Annotated in this window: 24 protein-coding genes, 1 tRNA gene, 1 other RNA gene and 1 pseudogene; 22 read left to right on the top strand and 5 right to left on the bottom strand. The window is 62.6% G+C overall.

All coding sequences use genetic code 11. The annotated features are described in order from the left end of the window. Positions 1 to 62: 62 nt before the first annotated feature. Positions 63 to 770, bottom strand: coding sequence for a short-chain dehydrogenase (locus J9889_RS06675; RefSeq protein ID WP_052816458.1), 708 nt, complete (start codon positions 768 to 770; stop codon positions 63 to 65). A 75-nt stretch (positions 771 to 845) separates the two neighbouring features. After that, positions 846 to 1,253, bottom strand: coding sequence for an XRE family transcriptional regulator (locus J9889_RS06670; RefSeq protein ID WP_203764983.1), 408 nt, complete (start codon positions 1,251 to 1,253; stop codon positions 846 to 848). A 166-nt stretch (positions 1,254 to 1,419) separates the two neighbouring features. Here J9889_RS06670 and J9889_RS06665 point away from each other — a divergent pair, with 166 nt between their 5' ends. Then, positions 1,420 to 2,319: an aldo/keto reductase family oxidoreductase gene (locus tag J9889_RS06665; RefSeq protein WP_203764982.1), complete on the top strand. Its 900-nt coding sequence runs from the start codon at positions 1,420 to 1,422 to the stop codon at positions 2,317 to 2,319. Between the two features lie 69 nt (positions 2,320 to 2,388). Here the strand turns inward: J9889_RS06665 and J9889_RS06660 are convergent, their stop codons facing one another. Further along, positions 2,389 to 2,667 carry an RNA-binding protein gene (locus J9889_RS06660; RefSeq protein WP_029314670.1) on the bottom strand — a complete coding sequence of 93 codons (279 nt, stop codon included), beginning with the start codon at positions 2,665 to 2,667 and terminating at the stop codon, positions 2,389 to 2,391. Between the two features lie 212 nt (positions 2,668 to 2,879). After that, entirely contained in the window at positions 2,880 to 3,422 is a 543-nt protein-coding gene (locus tag J9889_RS06655) for a hypothetical protein (protein ID WP_203764981.1), read from the bottom strand. A 174-nt stretch (positions 3,423 to 3,596) separates the two neighbouring features. Between J9889_RS06655 and mepA the strand changes: the two genes are divergently transcribed. From mepA to nuoN, 21 genes are all read left to right on the top strand, one after another. Further along, positions 3,597 to 4,340, top strand: coding sequence for a penicillin-insensitive murein endopeptidase (mepA, locus tag J9889_RS06650; protein WP_210556171.1), 744 nt, complete (start codon positions 3,597 to 3,599; stop codon positions 4,338 to 4,340). A gap of 42 nt (positions 4,341 to 4,382) precedes the next feature. Further along, the gene (locus J9889_RS06645) at positions 4,383 to 4,988 is read left to right on the top strand and encodes a LemA family protein (RefSeq protein ID WP_010675022.1); all 606 of its coding nucleotides are present in this window, start codon (positions 4,383 to 4,385) and stop codon (positions 4,986 to 4,988) included. Continuing rightward, entirely contained in the window at positions 4,985 to 5,719 is a 735-nt protein-coding gene (locus J9889_RS06640; RefSeq protein ID WP_045524444.1) for a TPM domain-containing protein, read from the top strand. Before J9889_RS06645 ends, J9889_RS06640 begins: the two co-directional genes overlap by 4 nt. Before the next feature lie 22 nt (positions 5,720 to 5,741). Beyond that, entirely contained in the window at positions 5,742 to 6,359 is a 618-nt protein-coding gene (locus J9889_RS06635; protein WP_010675024.1) for a TPM domain-containing protein, read from the top strand. A 265-nt stretch (positions 6,360 to 6,624) separates the two neighbouring features. Then, positions 6,625 to 6,712, top strand: a tRNA-Ser gene (locus tag J9889_RS06630). Between the two features lie 55 nt (positions 6,713 to 6,767). After that, positions 6,768 to 6,896, top strand: a non-coding RNA gene (locus J9889_RS06625) — RtT sRNA. A gap of 655 nt (positions 6,897 to 7,551) precedes the next feature. Continuing rightward, a complete protein-coding gene (locus J9889_RS06620; protein WP_029314677.1) occupies positions 7,552 to 8,310 on the top strand; it encodes a flagellar motor protein in 759 nt (252 codons plus the stop codon). After that, positions 8,288 to 9,163: a flagellar motor protein MotB gene (locus tag J9889_RS06615; protein ID WP_010675026.1), complete on the top strand. Its 876-nt coding sequence runs from the start codon at positions 8,288 to 8,290 to the stop codon at positions 9,161 to 9,163. The genes J9889_RS06620 and J9889_RS06615 overlap by 23 nt, the downstream gene beginning before the upstream one ends. A 256-nt stretch (positions 9,164 to 9,419) precedes the next feature. After that, complete coding sequence (locus tag J9889_RS06610) at positions 9,420 to 9,824, top strand: NADH-quinone oxidoreductase subunit A (protein ID WP_039038710.1); 405 nt, start codon at positions 9,420 to 9,422, stop codon at positions 9,822 to 9,824. 29 nt (positions 9,825 to 9,853) lie between these two features. After that, positions 9,854 to 10,528 carry an NADH-quinone oxidoreductase subunit B gene (locus J9889_RS06605; protein WP_010675028.1) on the top strand — a complete coding sequence of 225 codons (675 nt, stop codon included), beginning with the start codon at positions 9,854 to 9,856 and terminating at the stop codon, positions 10,526 to 10,528. Between the two features lie 38 nt (positions 10,529 to 10,566). After that, complete coding sequence (nuoC, locus tag J9889_RS06600; RefSeq protein WP_210556195.1) at positions 10,567 to 12,336, top strand: NADH-quinone oxidoreductase subunit C/D; 1,770 nt, start codon at positions 10,567 to 10,569, stop codon at positions 12,334 to 12,336. A 72-nt stretch (positions 12,337 to 12,408) separates the two neighbouring features. Then, positions 12,409 to 12,948 (top strand): NADH-quinone oxidoreductase subunit NuoE, encoded by a 540-nt coding sequence (gene nuoE, locus J9889_RS06595; RefSeq protein ID WP_246878052.1) that lies wholly within the window; start codon positions 12,409 to 12,411, stop codon positions 12,946 to 12,948. Further along, on the top strand, positions 12,945 to 14,330 hold the full coding sequence (gene nuoF, locus J9889_RS06590; RefSeq protein WP_103260273.1) for an NADH-quinone oxidoreductase subunit NuoF: 1,386 nt from the start codon (positions 12,945 to 12,947) through the stop codon (positions 14,328 to 14,330). The genes nuoE and nuoF overlap by 4 nt, the downstream gene beginning before the upstream one ends. Before the next feature lie 57 nt (positions 14,331 to 14,387). Beyond that, the gene (gene nuoG / locus J9889_RS06585) at positions 14,388 to 17,117 is read left to right on the top strand and encodes an NADH-quinone oxidoreductase subunit NuoG (protein ID WP_210556165.1); all 2,730 of its coding nucleotides are present in this window, start codon (positions 14,388 to 14,390) and stop codon (positions 17,115 to 17,117) included. Next, complete coding sequence (gene nuoH, locus J9889_RS06580; protein WP_010675033.1) at positions 17,114 to 18,079, top strand: NADH-quinone oxidoreductase subunit NuoH; 966 nt, start codon at positions 17,114 to 17,116, stop codon at positions 18,077 to 18,079. Before nuoG ends, nuoH begins: the two co-directional genes overlap by 4 nt. A 90-nt stretch (positions 18,080 to 18,169) precedes the next feature. Then, entirely contained in the window at positions 18,170 to 18,712 is a 543-nt protein-coding gene (gene nuoI / locus J9889_RS06575) for an NADH-quinone oxidoreductase subunit NuoI (RefSeq protein ID WP_010675034.1), read from the top strand. Between the two features lie 9 nt (positions 18,713 to 18,721). After that, positions 18,722 to 19,261 (top strand): NADH-quinone oxidoreductase subunit J, encoded by a 540-nt coding sequence (nuoJ, locus tag J9889_RS06570; protein WP_010675035.1) that lies wholly within the window; start codon positions 18,722 to 18,724, stop codon positions 19,259 to 19,261. 79 nt (positions 19,262 to 19,340) lie between these two features. Then, positions 19,341 to 19,649 (top strand): NADH-quinone oxidoreductase subunit NuoK, encoded by a 309-nt coding sequence (nuoK, locus tag J9889_RS06565; protein ID WP_010675036.1) that lies wholly within the window; start codon positions 19,341 to 19,343, stop codon positions 19,647 to 19,649. Next, positions 19,646 to 21,493 carry an NADH-quinone oxidoreductase subunit L gene (gene nuoL, locus J9889_RS06560; RefSeq protein WP_210556163.1) on the top strand — a complete coding sequence of 616 codons (1,848 nt, stop codon included), beginning with the start codon at positions 19,646 to 19,648 and terminating at the stop codon, positions 21,491 to 21,493. The genes nuoK and nuoL overlap by 4 nt, the downstream gene beginning before the upstream one ends. Positions 21,494 to 21,562: 69 nt before the next feature. Next, on the top strand, positions 21,563 to 23,080 hold the full coding sequence (nuoM, locus tag J9889_RS06555; RefSeq protein ID WP_210556193.1) for an NADH-quinone oxidoreductase subunit M: 1,518 nt from the start codon (positions 21,563 to 21,565) through the stop codon (positions 23,078 to 23,080). 43 nt (positions 23,081 to 23,123) lie between these two features. Beyond that, positions 23,124 to 24,587 carry an NADH-quinone oxidoreductase subunit NuoN gene (nuoN, locus tag J9889_RS06550; RefSeq protein ID WP_210556160.1) on the top strand — a complete coding sequence of 488 codons (1,464 nt, stop codon included), beginning with the start codon at positions 23,124 to 23,126 and terminating at the stop codon, positions 24,585 to 24,587. 432 nt (positions 24,588 to 25,019) lie between these two features. Here the strand turns inward: nuoN and J9889_RS06545 are convergent. After that, a pseudogene (locus J9889_RS06545) lies at positions 25,020 to 25,135 on the bottom strand (ISAs1 family transposase); the annotation flags it as partial.

Genomic DNA, 25,135 nt, shown 5'->3' with positions numbered 1-25,135 from the left:
GACATTAACCAGCCGACACCCGGCTGGCAAGAAACGGCAAGCGGGAATGTGAGCCCGGCGGCTCACCAGGGCAGCGACTGACCCTGCAGATCCACGAAACGGCCCGAGTGCGCGGGCGTCAGTGTGGCCATCAGATCCAGCAGGCGGACGGCGACCTCGGCGGGATCCTGCAGCAGGGCGGGATCCATCTCCTGAAGAAAAGGTTGCTGCATGGGGGTATTCATGAGGCCGGGATGCACGGTGATGACACCGGCGCCGGGAAAACGTCCGGCCCACTCACCCGCCAGGATCCGGGATCCCATGTTGAGGGCGGCCTTGCTCATGCGGTAGCTGTAGTGGCACATGGCCTCCTGGCCCCCCTCCTCCAGGCATCCCGCCCGATCCGAGAGGGTGCAGAGCCAGAGCGTGCTCTGGGGCATCATGCGCCGGCTGAGGTTGACACCAAGGGCCAGGTGGGGCCAGGCATTGGCCAGCAGACTCTCTTCGAGCCATTGGGGGGTCACCTCCTCCACCCGCCGCTCCGGCATGTGGGCAAGATCATGGAGCAGGCCTATTGTGTTGATCACCACCGTCGGCAAGGTGGTGCTGTCATAGAGGGTGAAGAGGGCCTCAAAGGAGAGCGGGTCCACCTCCTGCAGCGGAAAGTAGCAGGCGGGATCCAGCCCCCTGGGCAGTTGCCTGCCCGCCAGCAACCACTCTTCGCCCCGTCTGGCCAGCTCCCGTGCCAGCGCACTGCCCAACCCGCCACTGCCCAGGATCAGATAGCTCATCTGCGTGTCCTTGGATTTGATCACTGCTTAGAGGGTATCAGAAGAATGGCGGACTGCCGGGAACACCCGTCAGGCTCAGGCCTCGGCCAGATGGCGCCCAAACTCCCGCGCCCGGGCCAGGTCCAGAAAACCGTCCGCCTGCTTGTGGCTGCGCAGGAACTGGTAATAGGCGAGCAGGGTCACCAGTTGCTCCTCGTCCGGCATGGGCTTTCCCGGACGGGTCTCCTGCACCAGCGACCCCGCCGCCACCAGCGCGTCCCTGTCCACCACCTCGGCCTGACGATAGAGATACCCGCAACCGGTGGCGAGCCACTCCAGCGAGCAGTTGGCCCCCATGGCAATCTGGTTCGCCTTGCCAAGGCCGGGCTCGGCCCCTTTCAGATACTTGCGGATCAGGGCTTCACTCAACCCCACCTTGCGGGCAAAGGCGCTCACACTCCCCTCCCCGATCAGGCTTTGCAGCCTGGCGGCAAATCCTTCCATCACCCCTTCTCCTCTCACTGACACCGGGATCTTGACCCGTCGGAGTCAGAACCATAGTTCGAATTCGCGAAGGGGGCATTATTGCCTTGTCCGCCGGAAGAGACCAAGATGCTGGCACATGATTTTGCCCCTTTCTTTTCGCATTGTTATCTCCAGAGGAGTCACCATGTCCGTATCCCGTCTGGCCCTGCACGAGCAAGGCCCCACCTTTTCCCGCCTCATCATGGGCTACTGGCGCCTGATGGAGTGGCAGCTCTCCCCCGCCGCCCTGCTGGACCTGATGAAATATCACCTTGATCTCGGGGTCACCACCATCGATCACGCCGACATCTACGGCGGCTACCAGTGCGAGGAGGCCTTCGGCCATGCCCTGCGCCTGGAGCCCTCCCTGCGCGATCGCATGGAGATCGTCAGCAAGTGCGGCATCGTCCTCACCGCCAATCCGGCCCACGCCCTGAATCACTACAACACCGGCAAGGGACACATCGTCGCCAGTGCCGAAGCCTCCTTGCAAAAGCTCGGCACCGATCATCTGGATCTGTTGCTGATCCATCGCCCCGACCCCTTGATGAACGCCGACGAGGTGGCCGACGCCTTCATCACCCTCAAGCAGGCAGGCAAGATCAAGCACGCCGGGGTCTCCAACTTCACGCCCCACCAGTTCGCCCTGCTGCAATCCCGCCTGCCCTTCCCCCTGGTCACCAACCAGCTGGAGATCTCCCCGCTCCATCAGGAGGGGACGCTGGATGGTGCCCTGGATCAATGCCAGCAACTGCGCATCAAGCCCATGGCCTGGTCCTGCCTTGGCGGCGGGCGGCTGTTCCATGCCCCCGAATATGCCCCGCTGCGGTCGGAACTCGAGCAGATCCGCCAGGAGGTGGGCGCCGACTGTCTGGAGCAGGTGGTCTACGCCTGGGTGATGATGCTGCCGAGTCAGCCGCTGCCCCTCATCGGCTCCGGCAAACGGGAGCGGATCGCCGCCGCTGTGGCAGCCGAGTCCATTGAGCTCACTCGCCAGCAGTGGTTCCGCATCCGCAAGGCCGCTCTGGGTTATGACGTTCCCTGAGTCTGCACCAGACCCTGAAAACAAAAACGGCATGGAGGATTCCATGCCGTTTTCCGCTATCGAGACGATTCAACGATGGCGCTGGGGGCGACCACGGGGTGCATCCGTCTTCGGTTTGGCCTGATTGACCGTGATGGTGCGGCCGCCGACCTCGGTGCCGTGCAACTCGGCGATGGCCTTCTCGGCCTCACCATTGACCGGCATTTCAATGAAACCAAACCCCTTGGACTGACCGGTATCGCGGTCGATGATGATATCGACCTTGTCTACCTGCCCAAATTGGCTGAACACGGTTGTCAGTTCGTCGGCCGTCATCCGGTACGACAGATTACCTACGTAAATCTTCATGCCATCCACTCTCGATTCAAGGTGCCTTATCTATGCATCCACCGACCTGGGAGTAAGGGCACAACCCCCCTGCCGGACCAGCCACGGCATCATGCCATGGCACTTCCAGCTTCGTATCCCAAGTCCTTGATCTCTTGGGCTATCGGAGCAGGAAAGATCAAATCGAATCAGAGGCAGTATCTGAGCATTGGGATGAATTGTCGAGAAAATAGTCAGAGCGGGTGCAGTTCGGCCAGCAATGTGCCGAGGGCACGACGCCCATGCCAGGCACGTTTGAACCCGAATCGATAGACCCCGGGAGCCACTTCGTGAGTCACTTCCCGGGACAACCCGAGCAGGCTGGTGGCCGTCGCCAGGGTCACCTCATCCAGCCCGAGATCCAGGCTGAAATCGAGCCACTGGCCATCGTGTCCCACCTTGCGATCCCGCTCCATGCCCACCAGCACGGCTCTGGGCAGCGCCAAGGCCCGGTCTTCGCCGCCATTGAGCAGATAGAGATGGCGTTCATCCCAGGCAAGCTCCGCCAGACGCCAGCGCTGCCAGTTGCGCGGCAACACCATCATCACCAGCACGATACCGCCAAAGACCACCCCGACCCAGGGCAGCAGGCCCATGTCGGGATATCCCAGCCAGAGGGCGGCCACCACAGTGGCGAGACTCGCCAGCAACAGGCAGATCATGACCCCGTAAAACCGCCGGGCCGGGGGCATCAGCCAGCTCACGTTCTCTTGCGCTGCCAGCTCACTGACTCTCATCTTCTCTTCTCCTTCTGTGATGCGAACGGCCTTGCCGTCGCTGCGTTGCCGCGCATTGTGCGCGAGCGACGCGCCGCGATGCAACCGCCACCGCGACACGGATGACGGCCAGCCGCCACTCTTGGTATGCTTGGGGCTGTCTGAGCCCGCACTGGGCGCCATCCCGGGAGTCCCATGTTCGCCACCGCCCTGCTCTTGTCCGCGAGCACACTCTATGCCGAGGCCATCGGCGGCTACTCCGCCGGCTGCCTGAAAAATGCCGTGGCCCTGCCCCTCGAAGGCCCTGGTTATCAGGTGATCCGCACCAAACGGCTGCGCTATTACGGTCACCCCGACCTCATCCATTACCTACAGCATCTGGCCAACCAGACCAGACTGGCCGGCATGCCGGATCTCTATATCGCCGACCTCGCCATGATGCACGGGGGGCCTTTTACCTCAGGTCATCGCAGCCACCAGACCGGCCTGGATGCCGACATCTGGTTCAGGATGGCTGACAGACCCATCAGCCGCTGGGAGCAGGATGCCCCCAGGGAGTGGGCGCTGATCGACGAACCCAGCTACCGGATGCTGCCCGGCCGATTCGGCCCAAGGCAGCTCAATCTGCTGCGCCTTGCGGCTGATCGCCCCGAGGTGGCGCGTATCTTCGTCAACCCCGTCATCAAGGCCGAGGTGTGCAAACAGGCACCCGGTGAATCCTGGGTCGGCAAGCTGCGCCCCTGGGTCGGCCACTTCAGCCACTTTCACGTGCGCCTGCGCTGCCCGGCAAACAGTCCGGACTGCCAGCCCCAGGCTCCCATTCCCCCCGGCAATGGCTGTGGGGAGGAGCTGACCTCCTGGCTCAAGGACAAACCCCAGCTGCCCAAGGTGTCGATGAGCTACCGCGCCCCCCTCTTACCCAGGCGTTGTGAGGGCTGACCACAAGCTGTTATGGTGAACCTATTTCCGAGAGAAATATCAATGGAGAACAACAAGATGGCCACTTCACTCTGGCAGCGTGGTACCCGTGCCCTGCTGACCCTGACCCTGCTGCTGGGTTTGACCGGCTGCGGCATGAACACCATTCCGACCCTGGATGAGCAGGTCAAGGCGAGCTGGGGACAGGTCGAGAACCAGTACCAGCGCAGGGCCGATCTCATTCCCAACCTGGTGGCCACCGTCAAGGGGTACGCCAGCCACGAGCAGGAGACCCTCAAGGCGGTCACCGATGCCCGTGCCCGAGTCGGCAGCGTGCAGGTGAGTGACCCCTCCCAGCTCAAGGCGTTCGAGGCGGCTCAGGAGCAGCTCTCCAGCGCCCTCTCCCGGCTGATGGTAGTGGTCGAGCGCTACCCGGATCTGAAGGCCGATCAGCAGTTCCTGACCCTGCAGGCCCAGCTGGAAGGCACCGAGAATCGCATCGCGGTGGCCAGACGGGATTACATCGAGGCAGTACGCCAGTTCAATACCGAGATCCGTACCTTCCCCGGGGTCATCTGGTCCAAGCTGCTTTACTCCGATCTGGAAGCCAAACCCACCTTCAGCGCCAAACCCGGTGCCGATGAGGCGCCCAAGGTCAGCTTCCAATGAACGTGATGAGACACTGGCTGGCGCTCTGTCTGCTGCTCTGTGCCACGGCACTGCATGCCGCCCCCGATTTCCCGGCCCTGACCGGGCGGGTGGTGGACGAGGCCAATCTGATGTCCCGCAAGCAGGCCCACCAACTCGCACAGCAACTGGCCGTCTTCGAGAAGCGCAGCGGCGTCCAGCTGGTGGTGGTCTCCATCGACACGCTGGCGGGGGATACCATCGAAGAGTACGGCTACCAGCTCGGTCGCCACTGGGGCATCGGCCAAAAAGGCAAGAACAACGGCGTTCTGCTGATCATCGCCCAGGACGAGCGCAAGGTGCGCATCGAGGTGGGCTATGGCCTGGAAGGTGCCCTGCCCGACGCCATCGCCGCCAATATCATCCAGACCCGGATCCTGCCCGCCTTCAAGCGCGGTGACATGGTGGCTGGCATCCTCGCCGGCAGCCAGGGCATCATGCAGGCCCTGGCCGGGGAGTATCAGCCCGTGGACAACACCAGCAAGGCCGACAAGCAGGGAGGTCCCTGGCTCTTCATCCTGGTGGTGATTGCGATGATCGTGCTGCACAACCTGCGCGGCGGCGGCGGTGGGCCGGGAGGACGTCGCCGGGCCGCCTACATGGCCGGTGGATTCGGTGCTGGCTCCTTTGGCGGCCGCACTGGCGGTGGTGGTGGCGGTTTCAGTGGTGGCGGCGGCAGCTTTGGCGGCGGCGGTGCATCTGGCGGTTGGTAATCAGGGAAAAAGAGACAACAAGATGATTTCGAAACAGTTTTTCCACACCTTGCAGGCCAGGGTTCGACAGGCCGAGCAGGCCACGGATGCCGAACTGGTCACCGTGCTGGCCCCGGCCAGCGATGGCTATCGCTATATCCCGACCCTATGGGCCGCCCTGCTCGCCATGCTCACCCCTCTGCTGGTCTTCCAGCTCGGCTTCTGGCTTGGCTGGTACGAGATCCTGCTGGTGCAGTGGTCGGTCTGGTTGCTGCTGAGCCTGCTGTTCCACTGGACGCCCATCAAGATGCGGCTCATTCCCAACAAGGTACGCCGTCACCGGGCCGCCCTGATGGCCCGCCTGCAGTTTGTCGAGCAGGGACTTCACCGCACCCGGGACCGGCTCGGTGTGCTCATCTTCGTCTCGGTGGCGGAGCACTATGTGGAGATCCTGGTAGACGACGGGATCGCCCAGCACATCGACAACACCCAGTGGCAGCAGATCATCGACGACTTCGTGGTTCGGGTACGCAACAAGGAGGTCGAGCAGGGGTTTCTGGAGTGCGTGGAGCGCACCAGCGCCATTCTGACCGACGCCTTCCCCGCAACCCGGGATCAGAACGAGCTGCCTGACAGCCTGATCATTCTCGACAAGCCTTGAACGGGATTAAAAAATCGGCATTCTGTTCAAGGGATAGGCACTCGATAAAGATTATGAAAAATAAGGGGAAAAGTGGTTGACCCAGGCAGCCCTTTCCCCTAAATTACGCCCCGTTCCAGCGCAACGGCGCAGCGAACACCGTGTTGGCTGAACACGTTAAATCACAGACCAAAATTTGGTGAGGTATCCGAGAGGCTGCCCACCGACGAAGTCGGCAAGATGCAGGCGCAGCGTGCTACGAAAGCCACTTCAAGCAATAAAATTTGGTGAGGTGTCCGAGTGGCTGAAGGAGCACGCCTGGAAAGTGTGTATACGGCAACGTATCGAGGGTTCGAATCCCTCCCTCACCGCCAAATTGTAAAAACCGACCTCAGGGTCGGTTTTTTGCATCTGGTGACATGGCAACATCCGATGCCGATGGAGGGAGGGTGAGAAGCCTCGTCGGGTTCGAGCAGAGCAGCTTGCTGCGATGAACGGCCGCAGGTCGCCCCGAAGGGGTGAGCCACGCAGTGGTGAATCATCCCTCCCTCACCGCCAAATAAAGTAAAAGGCCCCATCGCAAGACGGGGCCTTTTACTTTTTCCGATGATGGGCGGCTCGGTTCGCCCCCTGTCGACAGGCGGACAGGATAGCCCGACTGGACGGCCAGAGGCCGCCCGCAGGGCGAGCGCCAGGGATGGTGCGAGTCAATCCCGATCCAGCGTACAGCTTGAGGTACCGACCTCAGGGTCGGTTTTTGCTTCAAGGCGTCTGCCAACCCCCTGGCAGGAGAAACCCGTCATCGGCGGGGCCAGAAAAAACGGTTTGCCGCGATACCTGGCCGAGTGCCGCCCAGTCAATCCCATCCCTTCCGCCTCTCTGATCTCTGCCGACAGGGGAGATGCCCCGAGGGCAGCCAGCCCTCTCTCGTTGACAGCTTATTACGCCAAGAAAATAGAGTATTGCGATATAAACAACCAACATCCTCTCACAGATAGCACAGTGTATTGTGATATCACCTGGATAACTGCCTCGTCCTGCCATGCCGGCACCGTCAACCTGCTCTACAGATCAAGCGGCACAGGCCGATGCCACCGGACACTACCGGGTCTGCGCAACCTCTCGGATATTGCTCACCGATTGGATATCGTTTTGAAAAACTGATAGTTAAATGGCTACACTAGCCTCACACATCGCATAGGGATATGGACAAATGAGTCTTATTGGCTTGCTGCTGGCCCTGGCAGCCATTCTGGGTGGCAACATGATAGAAGGGGGGCACCCCAGCGCCCTGCTCGATCTGCCCGCCTTTCTCATCGTGATCGGCGGTACCGTCGGTGCCGCACTGACCCAGTTTCCCTTCTCCGTGGTTGGTAAAACCCTCAAGCGCTTCAAGTGGCTCATTACTCCCCTGCGCCTCGACATGCTGGAGCAGGCCCAACTGCTTGAAACCCTGGCGGGCAATGCACGGCGCAGCGGCATGCTGGCACTGGAGGGCATGATCGACGACATCAAGGATCCCTTCCTGCAAAAAGGGGTACAGATGATGGTCGATGGCTACGAGAAGACCAAAATCCACGAGGTACTGGAAAACGAGATCGAGTTCGAGCAGGAAGATATCGAACAGACCGTCAAATTCTACGAGGCCATGGGGGGCTACTGCCCGACCATGGGGATCGTCGGGGCCGTATTTGGCCTCATTCACGCCATGGGCCTGCTTGATGCCCCCGACAAGCTGGGGGGCGCCATCGCGGTGGCCTTTATCGCCACCATCTACGGGGTGTCGGCCGCCAACCTCATCTTCCTGCCCTTCGGCAACCGCTACAAGTCGTTTGCCCACCAGATCCGCCACTACAAGGAGATGACCCTCACCGGCATCCTCTGCATCGTGGACGGCGAGTCACAGCAACGGCTGCAAGTGACCCTTGAGCCTTACCTCGGAGGCCACGGTGGCGAAAAAGAAAAAGGCTGAGGCGCCGGAGAACCACGAACGCTGGCTGGTCTCCTACGCCGACTTCATGACACTGCTGTTCGCCCTGTTCGTGGTGCTCTACTCCTTCGCCATGGCCAAGCAGTCAGAGACTCGCGTGCTCATTCAGGGCTTTATCGAATCTCTTGGCAAGATAGGGCTGGTTTCCCTTCCCGCCGGCTCCCCCGTGATGCAGGGGGGCACAGGCATACTGGAACCCGAGTCCAAGACCACCCCCAATACCTCCCAGAAAGAGCAGGTGCTGGATACCCAGACGCCCGCAGCGGCGGCCGACCCTTTCAACGAGACCATCGGCTCCTCGGAGAAACCTACGGCCACGGAGTCCTGGCCCCACAAGACCAAGGAGCAGGATTGGGTCACGGTCACCAAGCAGAAGCTGGATCAGCAGCTCAAGAGCCAAATCGAGTCCAAGGAGATCGAGGTGGAGCAGCTTGGCAGCCAGCTAGTCATCCGCATCGGCGAAAAGACCTTGTTCCCGGCCGACTCCGCCTTCTTGCAGCCCCAGTTCATTCCGCTGGTCAACAAGGTCTCGGACGTGCTGGCGGACATCCCCGGCATGGTGGTGGTCACCGGTCACACCGACAACTCCCAGGCGCCGGTGGAGCTCTATCGCAACAACTGGGAGCTGTCGGTGCTGCGGGCGGCCACCATCACCCACACCCTGCTGACCAACCCCAAGCTGGATTCACGACGACTGATCGCCCAGGGGGTGGCGGATACCCAACCCCGTTATCCAAACGATACCCCGGCTCACCGCCAGGCCAACCGCCGGGTGGAGATCGTGCTCTCCCAGGGCAAGGCGGCAGAGCAGAGCCTCCCCGTTCTCCAACCCTGAAACAGACCCCGCCATGCGGGGTCTTTTGTTTCCTGCCATCCACCGGATTTTCAAACTATCCGGTTTTTTTCTGCTAAATAAAAACGATTGAAAACAATTCTCAAACGAGAAAGTTGACCCCGCTAGCAAAACACAATTTTCATCCCGTTGATTAATAATTAATCCTTTGAAATGACATGTAAATCAGTACGAAAGTGGCATACTACGTAACGTCATTGTTAAGTCACATGATTAATTTGGTTAGGGAAAAACCTATATGTTTGCTGATATTGCCGTCCAGCACTGGGCTTTTGCTGTCTATGTCATTGGCGCCATCTGTATCTGCTTGACCATGATAGGCCTGGCGGCCTTGCTGGGGGGACGCGCCTATGGCCGTGCCAAGAACAAACCCTTCGAATCCGGGGTGGATTCCGTCGGCAACGCCCGCCTGCGCTTCTCCGCCAAGTTCTACCTGGTCGCCATGTTCTTCGTCATCTTCGATGTCGAAGCCCTCTATCTCTTTGCCTGGTCCGTCTCCGTTCGGGAGAGCGGCTGGGTCGGCTTCATCGAAGCCACCATCTTCATCACCCTGCTGCTGGTAGGCCTCCTCTACCTGTGGCGCATTGGTGCCCTCGACTGGGCCCCGAAAAAGCGTGTCCTGACTGACAAGAAACCAGACTGAACTACCGATTATCTCTTTGAGGTTGCACCATGAAGTACACCCTGACCCGGATTGACCCGGATGCGCCCGTTGAGCGCTACCCCCAGGAACAGCGCCAGACCGTCGATGATCCACTGGCGCAGCAAGCGACCCGCGGCATCATGATCGGGCGCCTCGAAGAGGTGCTGCAAGACACCGTCAACTGGGGCCGCAAGAACTCCCTCTGGCCCTACAACTTCGGCATCTCCTGCTGCTACGTGGAGATGTGTACCGCCTTCACCTCTCCCCACGACGTGGCTCGCTTCGGCGCTGAGGTCATACGAGCCTCCCCCCGTCAGGCCGACTTCATGGTGATTGCCGGCACCCCCTTCATCAAGATGGCCCCTGTCATCCAGCGGCTCTATGAGCAGTTGCTCGAGCCCAAGTGGGTCATCTCCATGGGGGCCTGCGCCAACTCCGGCGGCATGTATGACATCTACTCCGTGGTACAGGGGGTGGACAAGTTCCTGCCGGTCGATGTCTACATTCCGGGCTGCCCGCCCCGCCCCGAGGCCTTCCTGCAAGCCCTGATGCTGCTGCAGGAGTCCATCGGCAAGGAACGCCGCCCCCTCTCCTGGGTGGTGGGGGATCAGGGGATCTACCGTCCCCAGATGCAATCCGAGAAGGAACGCAAGCGCGGCGAGCGGATCAACGTGACCAACCTGCGCACGCCGGATGAGATCTGATCATGAAACTGACTCGAGAATTCCCAAGCAATTACACCATGGCCCAGTGGCAAACCGCCGATCACGCCGATGCCCAGGTGGTCGGCGAGCTGTTCGCCCACTTCGGTGCCGAGCGCTTCACCGTGCAGAGCACCCGTACCGGCGTGCCGGTCATCTGGCTCTCCCGGGATCTGCTGCTGGACGTGATGGGCTTCTTGCAAAAGCTGCCCTCCCCCTTCGTGATGCTGTTCGATCTCAGCGCCACCGACGAACGGATGCGCAGCCATCGCCACGGCCTGCCAGAGAGCGACTTTACCGTCTTCTATCACCTCATCTCCATCGACCGTAACGCCGACGTGATGCTGAAAGTGGCGCTCAAGGAGAGCGATCTCCATCTGCCCACCGTCAGCCGCCACTTCCCCAACGCCAACTGGTACGAGCGGGAAGTGTGGGATCTGATGGGAATCACCTTCGATGGCCACCCCCATCTGACCCGCATCATGATGCCCAAGAGCTGGCAAGGGCACCCCTTGCGCAAGGACTACCCGGCGCGCGCCACCGAGTTTGATCCCTTCATGCTCGATGCGGTCAAGCAGGATCAGGAGCAGGACAACCTGCTGTTCAAGCCGGAAGAGTGGGGCATGGCCCGCGGCAACGAGAACGAGGACTACATGTTCCTGAACCTCGGGCCGAACCACCCCTCCGCCCACGGCGCCTTCCGCCTGGTGCTGCAACTCGACGGGGAAGAGATCCGCGACTGCGTGCCCGACATCGGCTATCACCACCGCGGCGCCGAGAAGATGGGCGAGCGCCAGTCCTGGCACAGCTACATCCCCTACACCGACCGGGTCGAATACCTGGGCGGCGTGATGAACAACCTGCCCTATGTGCTGGCGGTCGAGAAGCTGGCCGGCATCAAGGTGCCGGCGCGGGTCGACATGATCCGGGTGATAATGGCGGAGCTGTTCCGCATCCAGAGCCACCTGCTGTTCCTTGGCACCTACATTCAGGACGTGGGGGCCATGACTCCGGTCTTCTTCACCTTCACGGACCGCCAGAAGATCTACACCATCATCGAGGCCATCACCGGAGCCCGCATGCACCCGGCCTGGTTCCGTATCGGCGGCGTGGCCCACGATCTGCCTGCCGGCTGGACCCGCCTCATCCAGGACAACCTGTTGAGCTGGCTGCCCAAGCGGTTGATGGAGTATGAAAAGGCGGCCATGCGCAACAGCATACTGCGGGGCCGCACCATCGGCGTCGCCGCCTACAACACGGCCCAGGCCCTGGCCTGGGGCACCACGGGGGGCGGTCTGCGGGCCACGGGGCTCAACTTTGACGTGCGCAAATGGCGCCCCTATTCCGGTTACGATCAGTTCGAGTTCGAGGTGCCGGTGGGCAGCAACGGGGACGCCTACGACCGCGCCACCGTGCGCATCGAGGAGATCCGCCAGAGCCTGTCCATTATCGAGCAGTGCATGAAAAACATGCCTGAGGGCCCCTTCAAGGCGGATCACCCGCTCACCACGCCACCGCCCAAAGAGCGCACCCTGCAGGACATCGAAACCCTGATCACCCACTTCCTGCAAGTCTCCTGGGGGCCTGTCATGCCGGCCGCCGAGTCCTTCCAGATGATAGAGGCGACCAAGGGGGTCAACAGCTATTACCTGACCAGCGATGGCTCCACCATGAGCTACCGGACCCGGATCCGCACCCCGAGCTTTGCCCACCTGCAGCAGATCCCCTCGGTGATCCGCGGCCAGATGGTGTCGGATCTTATCGTCTACCTGGGCAGTATCGATTTCGTTATGTCAGATGTGGATCGTTGAGTCCTCTCGCCCCGGCAGCCGGGGTGAAGGGCAAGACGCGCAGTAAAAGGACAAGCCACAAAAGGTCAAGTCATGAGCCAATGTCAGTGTCACAATAACCAGACCCCACAAGGGCAAGGAGCATGCAGCAGCCAGCAGGGAGATTTCGTCCTGAGCCAGGCTGAGCGCGATGCCATCGAACACGAGAAACACCACTACGAAGATCCCCGTGCAGCCAGCATCGAAGCGCTCAAGATAGTGCAACAGGCCCGTGGCTGGGTGCCTGACGGCGCCATTGACGCCATCGGCGCCGAGCTTGGCATCCCCGCCAGCGACGTGGAAGGGGTCGCCACCTTCTACAGCCAGATCTTCCGCCAGCCGGTGGGTCGTCACATCATCCGCGTCTGCGACAGCATGGTCTGCTACATCAACGGCCACGAGCAGTTGCTTGCCGGTCTGAAAGAGGTCGTCAATCTGGCCCCCGGTCAGACCTCCCCGGATGGCCGCTTCACCCTGTTGCCCGTCTGCTGCCTCGGCAACTGCGACAAGGGGCCGGCCATCATGATCGATGACGATACCTATGGCGGACTCGATGCCGTCAGCCTGCTGAAAACCCTGGAGGCTTACCCATGAGCATTCAGCCAGGCAAGACGCTTGCCTCCCTCGGCACCGCCAACCGCATCCCCCGCACCGCCGAGACCCACCCTCTCACCTGGCGCCTGCGGGACGACGGCCAGCCGGTCTGGCTCGAGGAGTATCAGGCAAAACAGGGCTATGAGGCCGCCCGCAAGGCCCTTGGCCAGATGAGCCCGGATGACATCGTCAGCACCGTCAAGGATGCCGGCCTCAAGGGACGCGGCGGCGCCGGTTTCTCCACCGGCGTGAAGTGGGGCCTGATGCCCAAAGACGAGAGCATGAACATCCGTTACCTGCTCTGCAACGCCGACGAGATGGAACCCAATACCTACAAAGACCGCATGCTGATGGAGCAGCTGCCCCACCTGCTGATCGAGGGGATGATCATCAGTGCCCGGGCTCTCAAGGCCTATCGCGGCTACATCTTCCTGCGCGGCGAGTACGTGGATGCCGCCATCCACCTGCGCCGCGCCGTGGAAGAGGCCAAGGCCGCGGGGTTCCTTGGCAAGAACATCCTGGGCTCGGGCTTTGACTTCGAGCTGTTCGTCCACACCGGCGCAGGTCGCTACATCTGCGGCGAAGAGACGGCCCTCATCAACTCCCTGGAAGGACGGCGCGCCAACCCGCGGGCCAAACCCCCCTTCCCCGCCGTCTCCGGCGTCTGGGGCAAGCCGACCTGCGTCAACAACGTCGAAACCCTGTGCAACGTGCCCGCCATCATCGGCAACGGTGTGGCCTGGTATCAGGGGTTGGCACTGCCGGGTTCGGAAGATCACGGCACCAAGCTGATGGGCTTTTCCGGCAAGGTCAACAATCCCGGCCTGTGGGAGCTGCCCTTTGGCATCACCGCCCGTGAGCTGTTCGAAAACTACGCCGGCGGCATGAAGCCCGGTTATCGCCTGAAAACCTGGCAACCGGGCGGCGCCGGCACCGGCTTCCTGCTGCCCGAGCACCTGGATGCCCAGATGTACGCTGGCGGCATCGGCAAGGTGGGCACCCGCATGGGTACGGGCCTTGCCATGGCGGTGGATGACAGCATCAACATGGTCTCCCTGCTGCGCAACATGGAGGAGTTCTTTGCCCGCGAATCCTGCGGCTGGTGCACCCCCTGCCGCGACGGCCTGCCCTGGAGCGTCAAGATCCTGCGGGCGCTGGAGCGGGGCGAGGGCCAACCCGAGGATCTCGCGACCCTGGAACAGCTCGTCAGTTTCCTGGGCCCGGGCAAGACCTTCTGTGCCCATGCCCCCGGCGCCGTCGAGCCCCTTGGCAGTGCGATGAAGTATTTCCGGTCCGAGTTCGAGGCCGGGGTCAAGGCCCCCCATGACAATCACAAGCTGTTCAAGGGTATCCAGCCCAACCTGCTGGGCGAGCGCTGGTAAGCGCCAGGACGCATCGGGCAATAGCCGATTTCATAAAACAGGTTTCAGGGAAGTTGTATGGCAACCATTCATGTAGACGGTAAAGAGTACGAGGTAGACGGGGCAGACAACCTGCTGCAAGCCTGTCTGTCGCTGGGTCTGGACGTCCCCTATTTTTGCTGGCACCCGGCGCTCGGTAGCGTCGGTGCCTGCCGCCAGTGCGCGGTCAAACAGTATCAGAATGCCGACGACAAGCGCGGCCGCCTGGTCATGTCCTGCATGACCCCTTCCACCGATGGCACCTATATCTCCATCGAGGATGAAGAGGCGAAGGAGTTTCGCAAGACAGTGGTGGAGTGGCAGATGACCAACCACCCCCACGACTGCCCGGTGTGCGAAGAGGGTGGCGCCTGCCACCTGCAGGACATGACGGTGATGACCGGCCACAACAGCCGCCGCTACCGTTTCACCAAGCGCACCCACCAGAATCAGGATCTGGGTCCCTTCATCAACCACGAGATGAACCGCTGCATCGCCTGCTACCGCTGCGTGCGCTATTACAAGGATTACGCCGGTGGCGAGGATCTCGGGGTCTATGGCGCCCACGACAACGTCTACTTCGGCCGGGTCGAGGATGGTACTCTGGAGAGCGAATTCTCCGGCAACCTGGTGGAGGTCTGTCCCACCGGCGTCTTCACCGACAAGACCCACTCCGAGCGTTACAACCGCAAGTGGGACATGCAGTTCGCCCCCAGCATCTGCCAGGGGTGCTCGGTCGGCTGCAACATCAGCCCGGGTGAGCGCTACGGCGAGCTGCGCCGCATCGAGAACCGTTTCCACGGCGCCCTGAACCACTATTTCCTCTGCGATCGCGGCCGCTTCGGCTACGGTCACGTCAATCTGACCGACCGCCCGCGCCAGCCCCTGCTGCAGGATGGCAGTGACAAGCTGGCCATCACGGTGGATGGTGCCCTGAACCGGGCGGCGGATGCGCTGCGCACCGCCAGCGGCGTCATCGGCATCGGCTCACCCCGCGCCTCCTTGGAGAGCAACTTCGCCCTGCGCGAACTGGTGGGGGCCGCCAACTTCTACTCCGGGGTCGAGCAGAGCGAATGGAAATGCCTGCAGAAGATGCTGGACATTCTGGAGCACGGCGGCGTGCGCACTCCCAGCCTGCGCGACATGGAAGAAGCCGACGCCGTGCTGGTGCTCGGGGAAGATGTCACCCAGACCGCCGCCCGCATCGCCCTGGCCCTGCGCCAGGCAGTGAAAGGCAAGGGGCGCGAAATTGCCCGCAAGCTGAAGGTGGATCTCTGGCAGGTCGCCGCCGTGCAGACCCTGGCCCAGAACCAGCGCTACCCCTTGCTCATCACCAGTCTGGATGCCACCCGCCTGGATGACGTGGCGAGCAGCACCCTGCACGCCCCCCACGCGGATCAGGCGCGCCTCGGGTTTGCCATCGCCCACCTGCTGGACGCCAGTGCACCGGCGCCAACGGATCTCTCCCCCGAACAGCGGGCCCTCGCCGCCCAATGGGCCGACCTGCTTGGCAACGCCAAAAAGCCCCTCATCATCGCAGGCAATGGTGCCCGCAACGAGGCGCTGATCGATGCGGCCAGCAACATCGCCCGCGCCCTCAAGGGCCGTGGCCAGGCCGCGGAGCTTGCCCTGGTGGCTCAGGAAGCCAACAGCCTGGGGCTGGCCATGCTGGCCCGGCATGCCGCCCCACTGGAGGCAGCCCTCGAGCGCATGGAAGGGGAAGAGAGACTTGCCCTGGTCGTTCTTGAGAACGACCTCTACCGCCGAGCCCCCCGCAGCCGGGTGGACGCCGCCCTGGATCGCCTGCAACACCTGCTGGTCATCGACCATCAGGAGACGGCCACCGCGAAGAAGGCGGATCTGGTGCTGCCTGCCGCCAGTTTTGCCGAAGGCGATGGCACCCTGGTCAACATGGAAGGCCGTGCCCAGCGCTTCTTCCAGGTCTATGCTCCCGCCTTCTACAACGCCGATATCCAGGTGCGCGAGAGCTGGCGCTGGCTGGATGCCTTGCAAGGGAGCCAGCAACCGCGTTCGGTTCGCTGGAACACCTTCGACGATGTGAGTCGCGATTGCGCCGCCAGCGCCCCGCTGCTCACCACCATGGGTGAAGCTGCACCCAACGCCGGCCTGCGCATTCGCGGCATGAAGCTCGCCCGGGAGCCGCACCGCTACAGTGGTCGCACCTCCATGCTGGCAAACCAGAACGTGAGCGAGCCCAGAGTCGCCCAGGATCCCGATTCGCCGTTCGCCTTCTCCATGGAAGGCTACGCTGGTTCCCGCCAGCCCCTCTCCCAGGTACCGTTTGCCTGGGCGCCGGGCTGGAACTCCCCCTCCGCCTGGAACAAGTTCCAGGACGAGGTGGGCGGCAACCTGCGTGCCGGGGATCCCGGTCGCCGCCTGCTGGAGCCGGGCGAAGGCAACCTGGGGTGGTTTGGCACCATCCCGGCCCCCTTCCAGCCCGCCGCATCCCTGCAGGTGGTGAGCTATGACCAGCTGTTCGGTGGCGAGGAGCTCTCCGCCAGAAGCCCGGTCATCCAGGCTCGCATGGGGGAACCCACCCTGGTACTGAACCCGGCGGATGCCGCGCGCCTGGCACTATCCCCTGACGCACTGGTGGCCTTCTCCTGGGGTGGCAACCACTGGCGCCTGCGTCTTCGCCTGAGCGATGCGCTGGCTCCGGGCCTGGCAGGGTTGCCACTCGGGGTGAACGGCCTGCCGACCGCCCTGCACCATGCCCTGATCGATAACCTGCAGGAGGTCATCGCATGAGCGACTCTCTGATGGATCTGCTGATCGAGGTCGGCAAGGCCCTGGTCGTACTCGTGGGGATCGTGGGGGCTGGCGCCTTCATGAGCTTCATCGAGCGCCGCCTGCTGGCACTGTGGCAGGACCGTTACGGCCCCAACCGGGTTGGCCCCTTCGGCCTGCTGCAACTGGCGGCCGACATGGTCAAGATGTTCTTCAAGGAGGACTGGATCCCGCCCTTTGCGGATCGCCGGATCTTCGTGCTGGCCCCCATCATCGCCTTCACCGCCTTCATCCTGGCGTTTGCGGTGGTGCCCATCACCCCCACCTGGGGCGTGGCGGATCTCAACGTGGGGCTGCTCTATATCCTGGCGATCGCCGGGCTGGCGGTCTATGCCGTGCTGTTCGCCGGCTGGTCGAGCAACAACAAATACTCCCTGCTCGGCAGCCTGCGCGCCTCGGCCCAGACCCTCTCCTACGAGGTGTTCCTTGGCCTCTCGCTCATGGGCATCGTCATCCAGACCGGCAGCTTCAACCTGCGTGACATCGTCGAGGCCCAGGCCGGCATGTGGAACGTGATCCCCCAGATCCTGGGCTTCGTCACCTTCCTGTTTGCCGGGGTCGCCGTCACCCACCGCCACCCGTTTGACCAGCCGGAGGCCGAGCAGGAGCTCGCCGACGGCTATCACATCGAGTACGCGGGCATGAAGTGGGGTCTCTTCTTCGTGGGGGAGTACATCGGCATCGTGCTGATCTCTTCGCTCATCGTGACCCTCTTCTTCGGTGGCTGGCACGGCCCCTGGCTGCCGCCCTTCATCTGGTTCGCCCTGAAGACCGCCTGTTTCATGGTGTTCTTCATCCTGCTGCGGGCCTCCCTGCCCCGCCCGCGCTTCGACCAGGTGATGTCCTTTGGCTGGAAAGTGTGCCTGCCCCTGACCCTGCTCAACATGCTGGTCACCGCTGCCGTGGTGCTGATGAATGCGTGAGCAAAACGAGATGGACATGACGATGATTCGGCCGTCTGCGGCAAGGAAACGCCCAGACGCCAGTGCTGATAAATGTGCAGTGAGGCACCTATGAAAATTACGAGCATTATCAAGGGTGTTGGCACCCAGTTGCGCAGTCTTGGGATGGTCTTCTCCCATGCCTGGCGCCCCCGTGAAACCCTGAGCTACCCGGAGCAGCCGGTCTACGCCGCCCCCCGCTTTCGCGGTCGCATCGTACTGACCCGGGATCCCGATGGCGACGAACGCTGCGTGGCGTGCAACCTGTGTGCTGTTGCCTGCCCGGTCGGTTGCATCTCTTTGCAGAAGTCGGAGCGGGAAGATGGCCGCTGGTACCCGGAGTTCTTTCGCATCAACTTCTCCCGTTGCATCTTCTGCGGCCTGTGCGAGGAGGCCTGCCCCACCACCGCCATCCAGCTGACGCCGGATTTCGAGATGGGGGAGTATCGTCGCCAGGATCTGGTGTACGAGAAGGAAGATCTGCTGATAAGCGGCCCCGGCAAATATCCGGACTACAACTTCTACCGCATGAGCGGGATGGCCATCGACGGCAAACCCAAAGGGGATGCCGAGAACGAAGCCAAGCCCATCGATGTCAAGAGCCTGCTGCCCTAGGAGTCAATCATGGAACTGGCATTCTATGCCGCGGCCCTGGTCGCCGTTTACAGCACGCTGCGGGTGATCAGCACCAGCAACCCCATGCATGCGCTGCTCAATCTCATCATCTCCCTCATCGCCGTGGCCATGATCTTCTTCTGCCTGGGCGCCGCCTTTGCGGGGGCCCTGCAGGTGATCGTCTACGCCGGCGCCATCATGGTGCTGTTCGTGTTCGTGGTGATGATGCTGAACCTGGGGAGCGCCCAGGATCAGGAGAAGAAGTGGCTCACCCCCATGACCTGGGGTGGCCCGGCCCTGCTCTCCCTCATTTTGCTGGGCTTTCTGGCCCACGGCATTCTCGGCGTGACCGGCGGTGAACTGGGTCTGACCGAGGTCAGCGCCAAGGAAGTCGGTATCGCCCTGTTCGGCCCCTATGTGCTGGCGGTGGAGCTCGCCTCCATCCTGCTGCTGGCGGGTCTGGTCACCGCCTATCACCTGGGCCGCGAGGACAAGAGCGGGGAAGTGCTCTCCGTACCTCGCACCACACAGGAAGGAGGTCAGCAATGAGCGACATCCCCGTGGTGATGCATGGCTCGCTGCCGGCAGCCCGCCCCCTTTCCATCCAGCAAGCACAAGGAGCATGGCGATGAGTGGAATTCCCATGGAGCACGGCCTCCTGCTGGCGGCCATTTTGTTTGCCATCGGCCTGTGCGGCCTGCTGATACGCCGCAACCTGTTGTTTATCCTCATGAGTATCGAAATCATGATGAACGCGTCCGCCCTGGCATTCGTGGTGGCGGGTAGCCGCTGGGCCCAGGCCGACGGCCAGATCATGTACATACTGGTGATTTCTCTGGCGGCAGCGGAGGCCAGTATCGGCCTCGCCCTGTTACTGCTGCTCTATCGTCGTTACCACACCCTGAACGTGGACACTGTGAGCGAGATGCGCGGATGAGCCTCCTATATCTGACTTTCCTGTTCCCGCTGCTGGGATGGCTGCTGCTGGCCTTCTCCCTCGGCCGCCTCGGCGAGCGCACCTCGGCGCTCATCGGTGTCGGCAGCATCGGTCTCTCGGCCCTCACTACCCTGTGGGTCGGCATCGATTTCCTCAATACCATGCCGGAAGGCGGCGTCTATACCCAGACCCTGTGGCAGTGGATGACGGTGGGCGAGTTCCAGCCCGCCTTCCGTCTCTCCCTGGACGGGCTGTCACTGACCATGCTGGGGGTCGTGACCGGAGTGGGCTTCTTCATCCACCTGTTCGCCTCCTGGTACATGCGCGGGGAAGAGGGGTATTCACGCTTCTTCACCTACACCAACCTCTTCATCGCCAGCATGCTGTTCCTGGTGCTGGCCGATGACCTGCTGTTCGTCTATCTGGGCTGGGAAGGAGTGGGGCTGTGCAGCTACCTGCTGATCGGCTTCTACTACAAGGATCGCAACAACGGCGCCGCCGCCCTCAAGGCGTTCGTGGTGACCCGGGTCGGCGACGTCTTCCTCGCCATCGGGCTCTTCGTGCTCTATCGCGAGCTCGGCACCCTCAACATTCACGAGCTGCTGGTGCGAGCCCCTGCGATGTTTGCCGACGGCTCCCCTGCCCTGTCGTTCGCCTGCCTGATGCTGCTCGGCGGCGCGGTCGGCAAGTCAGCTCAGCTACCGCTGCAGACCTGGCTGGCGGACGCCATGGCGGGTCCCACCCCGGTCTCGGCGCTGATCCACGCGGCCACCATGGTGACTGCCGGCGTCTACCTGATAGCCCGCACCCACGGCCTGTTCCTGCTGGCCCCCGAGATCCTCCATCTGGTGGCGCTGGTCGGTGCCATCACCCTGGTGCTGGCGGGCTTTGCGGCCCTGGTGCAGACCGACATCAAGCGGATCCTGGCTTACTCCACCATGAGCCAGATAGGCTACATGTTCCTGGCCCTGGGGGTCGGTGCCTGGGAAGGGGCCATCTTCCACCTGATGACCCACGCCTTCTTCAAGGCGCTCTTGTTCCTCTCTGCCGGGGCCGTGATCAATGCGACCCACCACGAACAGAACATCTTCAAGATGGGGGGGCTGCGCAAATCGCTACCACTGGTCTATGCCTGCTTCCTGGTGGGGGGCTCGGCCCTGGCCGCGCTGCCACTGGTGACCGCCGGTTTCTACAGTAAGGACGCCATCCTCTGGCAGGTGCAGGCCAGCGGCCAGAGCGCCCTGCTGTGGGCCGGTCTGGGTGGTGCCTTCCTCACCTCCCTCTACACCTTCCGCCTCATCTTCATCGCCTTCCACGGCAAGGAGCAGACCCAGGCTCACGCCGGACAGGGCCTTGCCCACCATTTGCCACTGCTGGTGCTGCTGGTGCTCTCCACCGGAGTCGGCGCCCTCATCGTGCCACCGCTCGCCGGAGTACTGCCGGCAGGCCCCGGGGATCACATCGAAGAGGGACGCCATGGCCTCGAGATCCTCTCCGGCGTCATCGCCGTGGCAGGCATTGCGCTGGCCGCCTTCCTCTTCCTCGGCGAACGTCGCCTGGCGAAGGGGATCGCACAGAGCGCACCGGGGCGGGCTCTGTCCACCCTCTGGTTCAATGCCTGGGGCTTTGACTGGCTTTATGACCTGATTTGGGTCAAGCCCTACCTGCTGGCGACTCGCCTGCTCGGCAAGGATCCGCTGGACAGGATGATGAACCTGCCCGCCGTGCTGGCCCAGGGGGGGCATCAGCTGCTGGCCTGGACCGTCTCCGGCAAGTTGCGCTGGTACGCGGCCTCCATGGGGATGGGCGCCGCCCTGATCCTGGCCCTGCTGCTGCTCGGCTGATCCATGAGCCCAATATTGTGTGGCAGGCTCAGCGCCTGCCCGACTAGAACCTAGATGAGAGCTGATATCGTGACCTTACTCTGGATCTTGCTAATTCCCTTCATCGGCGGCTTGCTCTGCTGGCAGATGGAGCGGCTCGGCGGACAGTTTGTCCGCTGGGTGGCCCTCGCCTCCATGAGCGCCTGTCTGGTGCTCTCCAGCGCCATCTGGCTCGGTGGTGACTTCACCATCGCCAACCCCGGCCTCCCCGTCTGGGCAGCCGAGTGGCAACAACCCTGGATCCCCCGCTTCGGCATCTCCCTGCACCTCGCCGTGGACGGGCTGTCGCTCCTGATGGTGATCCTCACCAGCTTCATCGGCGTGCTGGCCATCCTCTGTTCCTGGAAGGAGATCGTCCAGCGCATCGGCTTCTTCCACCTCAACCTGCTGTGGATCCTGGGGGGCGTGCTCGGCGTCTTCATGGCGGTGGATCTGTTCCTCTTCTTCTTCTTCTGGGAGATGATGCTGGTGCCGATGTACTTCCTGATCGCGCTCTGGGGCCACTCGGTCACCGATGGCAAGTCGCGCATCAACGCCGCCACCAAGTTCTTCATCTACACCCAGGCGAGCGGCCTCATCATGCTGGTGGCCATCCTGGGCCTGGTACTGACCCACCACGCCGCCACCGGTGTCTTCACCTTCAACTATCAGGAACTGCTCAACACCCCCATGAGCAGCACGGTACAGTGGCTGCTGATGCTGGGCTTCTTCATCGCCTTCGCGGTCAAGATGCCCCTGGTGCCGCTCCATGGCTGGCTCCCTGATGCCCACAGCCAGGCGCCCACCGCAGGCTCCGTGGACTTGGCGGGCATCTTGCTGAAAACCGCGGCCTACGGCCTGCTGCGCTTCACTCTGCCGCTTTTCCCCGAGGCGTCCGCCGAGTTTGCCCCCTACGCCATGGTGCTCGGCCTCATCGGCATCGTCTATGGCGCCCTGCTGGCCTTTGCCCAGACCGACATCAAGCGGCTGGTTGCCTACACCAGCATCTCCCACATGGGCTTCGTGATGATCGCCATTTACTCCGGCAGCGAGCTCGCCCTGCAAGGGGCAGTGGTACAGATGATTGCCCACGGGCTCTCGGCCGCCGGCCTCTTCATCCTGTGCGGCCAGCTCTACGAGCGCCTGCACACCCGGGATCTGCGCCAGATGGGCGGTCTCTGGGGACGGCTGCGCTACCTGCCCGGCGTGATGCTGTTCTTCTCCGTTGCATCCCTCGGGATGCCGGGGACCGGCAACTTCGTCGGCGAGTTCCTGATCCTCATCGGCAGCTTCCAGGTGGCCCCCGTCATCACCGTCATCGCCACCTTCGGGCTGGTGCTGGCCTCGGTCTACTCCCTCATCATGCTGCAAAGGGCTTGCTTCGGGACGCCCCGGGAGGAGAGTATGCTCAAGGGGCTGGATACCCGGGAACTGACCATGATGCTGACCATCGCCGGCCTCTTGGTGCTGCTCGGTCTCTATCCCCAGCCGGTGCTCGACACCGCCAGCAGCAGCCTCCTGAGCGTGCTGCACTGGTACGCGCTGCCGGGCACGGGGGCGCTGCAATGATGCTTTCTCTTTCGCCTTCCTTGTCCATGTCGGGAGCACTGTCATGACGTTTACTGTTTCTCAACTGCTGGCCCTGCTGCCCCTGTTGCTGACCACGGGGGCCATGGTGGCCCTGATGCTGACCATCGCCTGGAAGCGCTGTGACGACACCGCCTTCGTGGTCACCATCATCGGCCTCAACCTCGCGCTCTTCTCCCTGCCCATCGTGATGGCCCAGGGGGATCAGGGGGTCACTCCCCTGCTGCAAGTGGACGCTTACGCGGTCTTCTACATGGGGCTGGTGCTCATCGGGGCCCTGGCCACCTGCACCTTCGGTCGCACCTGGCTCAAGGGCTATCCGGACAACCGGGAAGAGTTCTACCTGCTGCTGCTCATCGCCACCGCCGGTGGTCTGGTGCTGGCGGCCTCCCGTCACCTCGCCTCGCTCTTTATCGGGATCGAGATGCTGACCCTGCCCATGTTCGGTCTGGTGGGGTATGCCTATCGCGAGCGGCGCTCGCTGGAAGCCAGCATCAAGTACATGGTGCTCTCCGCCAGTGCCACCGCCTTCCTGCTGTTCGGCATGGCGCTGCTCTACGCCCAGGCCGGGAGCCTGAGCTTCAGCGATCTCGGTGTGACCCTGGCCCAGAGCCCGGCTCACCATCCGCTGCTGATGGGGGGCTTTGGCCTGATGCTGGTCGGCTTTGCGTTCAAGCTGTCCCTCGCCCCCTTCCACCTCTGGACCCCGGACGTCTATGAAGGGGCGCCGGCACCGGTGGCCACCTTCCTCGCCACCGTGAGCAAGATAGCCGTGTTCTGCGTGCTGCTGCGCTTCTACCTGGCGGTACCCGCCACCTCGGATCCCATGATCCACTGGCTGCTGGCGGCCATGGCAGTCATCTCCATCGTGGTCGGCAACCTCCTGGCGCTGATCCAGACCAACATCAAGCGGATGATGGGTTACTCCTCCATCTCCCACTTCGGCTATCTGCTGGCGGTGGTGGTGGCAAGCCGCCTCGGCGAGATGCCGGTGGAAGCGGCGGGTGTCTACCTGCTGATGTACCTGTTCACCAGCCTGGGGGCCTTCGGCGTCATCAGCATGATGTCCAGCCCCTACCGTGGCAAGGATGCGGACTCCCTGCACAGCTATCGCGGCCTGTTCTGGAAGCGCCCCTATCTGACGGCCGTGATGACGGTGATGATGCTCTCCCTGGCGGGCATCCCCATGACGCTCGGCTTCATCGGCAAGTTCTATCTCATCGGCGTCACCGTGGATGCCAAGCTGTGGTGGCTCAGTGGCGCCATCGTGCTCGGCAGCGCCCTGGGTCTCTACTACTACCTGCGCGTCATGGTCACCCTCTACCTGCGCGAGCCCGGCATGCAGCTGCGCGATGCCAGGGCCGACTGGGCCTTCTCCTCCGGGGGCCTGGTGGTGCTGCTCTCCGCCATCCTGGTGGTATTGCTCGGCATCTACCCCCAGCCTGTCATCAGCCTGGTGCAGGGCTTCCAGCACGTGGTGCTGCGTTAAGCCCCTGGCACACAACAAAAACCGGCCCCTGAGGCCGGTTTTTTTATCTCCCGGGGTGCCGCTCCTTGTGGCATTCCGGTTCAGGATACCAACCCCCTCCCCTCTCTACGCTGCTCTAACCGCTGCGTATCTGCAACCGGCCATCGACTCACAGGATTGAAGAACGCCTCAGAACGCCTCACTCGCCCTATGAAAAGACCGGCCACTGGGGCCTAAGCTGGTCAATCAAGGGGACTCACGTGGCGCAGGCGCTAAATAGGTTGCACCCTCCCCTTGTTCACTCCATGGGCATGAAGTGGCAATACAGGGTGACAACCCCTGTTTTGTGGAGCAGGAAGAGCATCTGCTCGGGAGGAGTGAGGCCAGAGAGTGAACCAAGCTGAACGGCATGGCTGGCGTGAAGGCAGGGCGGGAGCACACTTTGTTGATATTTTAACCAAAGAATAACTGAGCCCGATAGTCGTCATTCCAGCCGGCTCTTTTTAGCTTGTTTCTCTGACTTCGAGCACCACAATTGCTCTGTTTTACGATATTCAATACGAACCGCC

Origin of the sequence: Aeromonas sp. PrichA-15, assembly GCF_017939245.1 — a bacterium.
Taxonomy (GTDB): Bacteria; Pseudomonadota; Gammaproteobacteria; order Enterobacterales; family Aeromonadaceae; genus Aeromonas; species Aeromonas caviae.
Note: the sequence above shows the minus strand (reverse complement) of the source record. Positions and strands in the feature narration are given on the sequence as shown.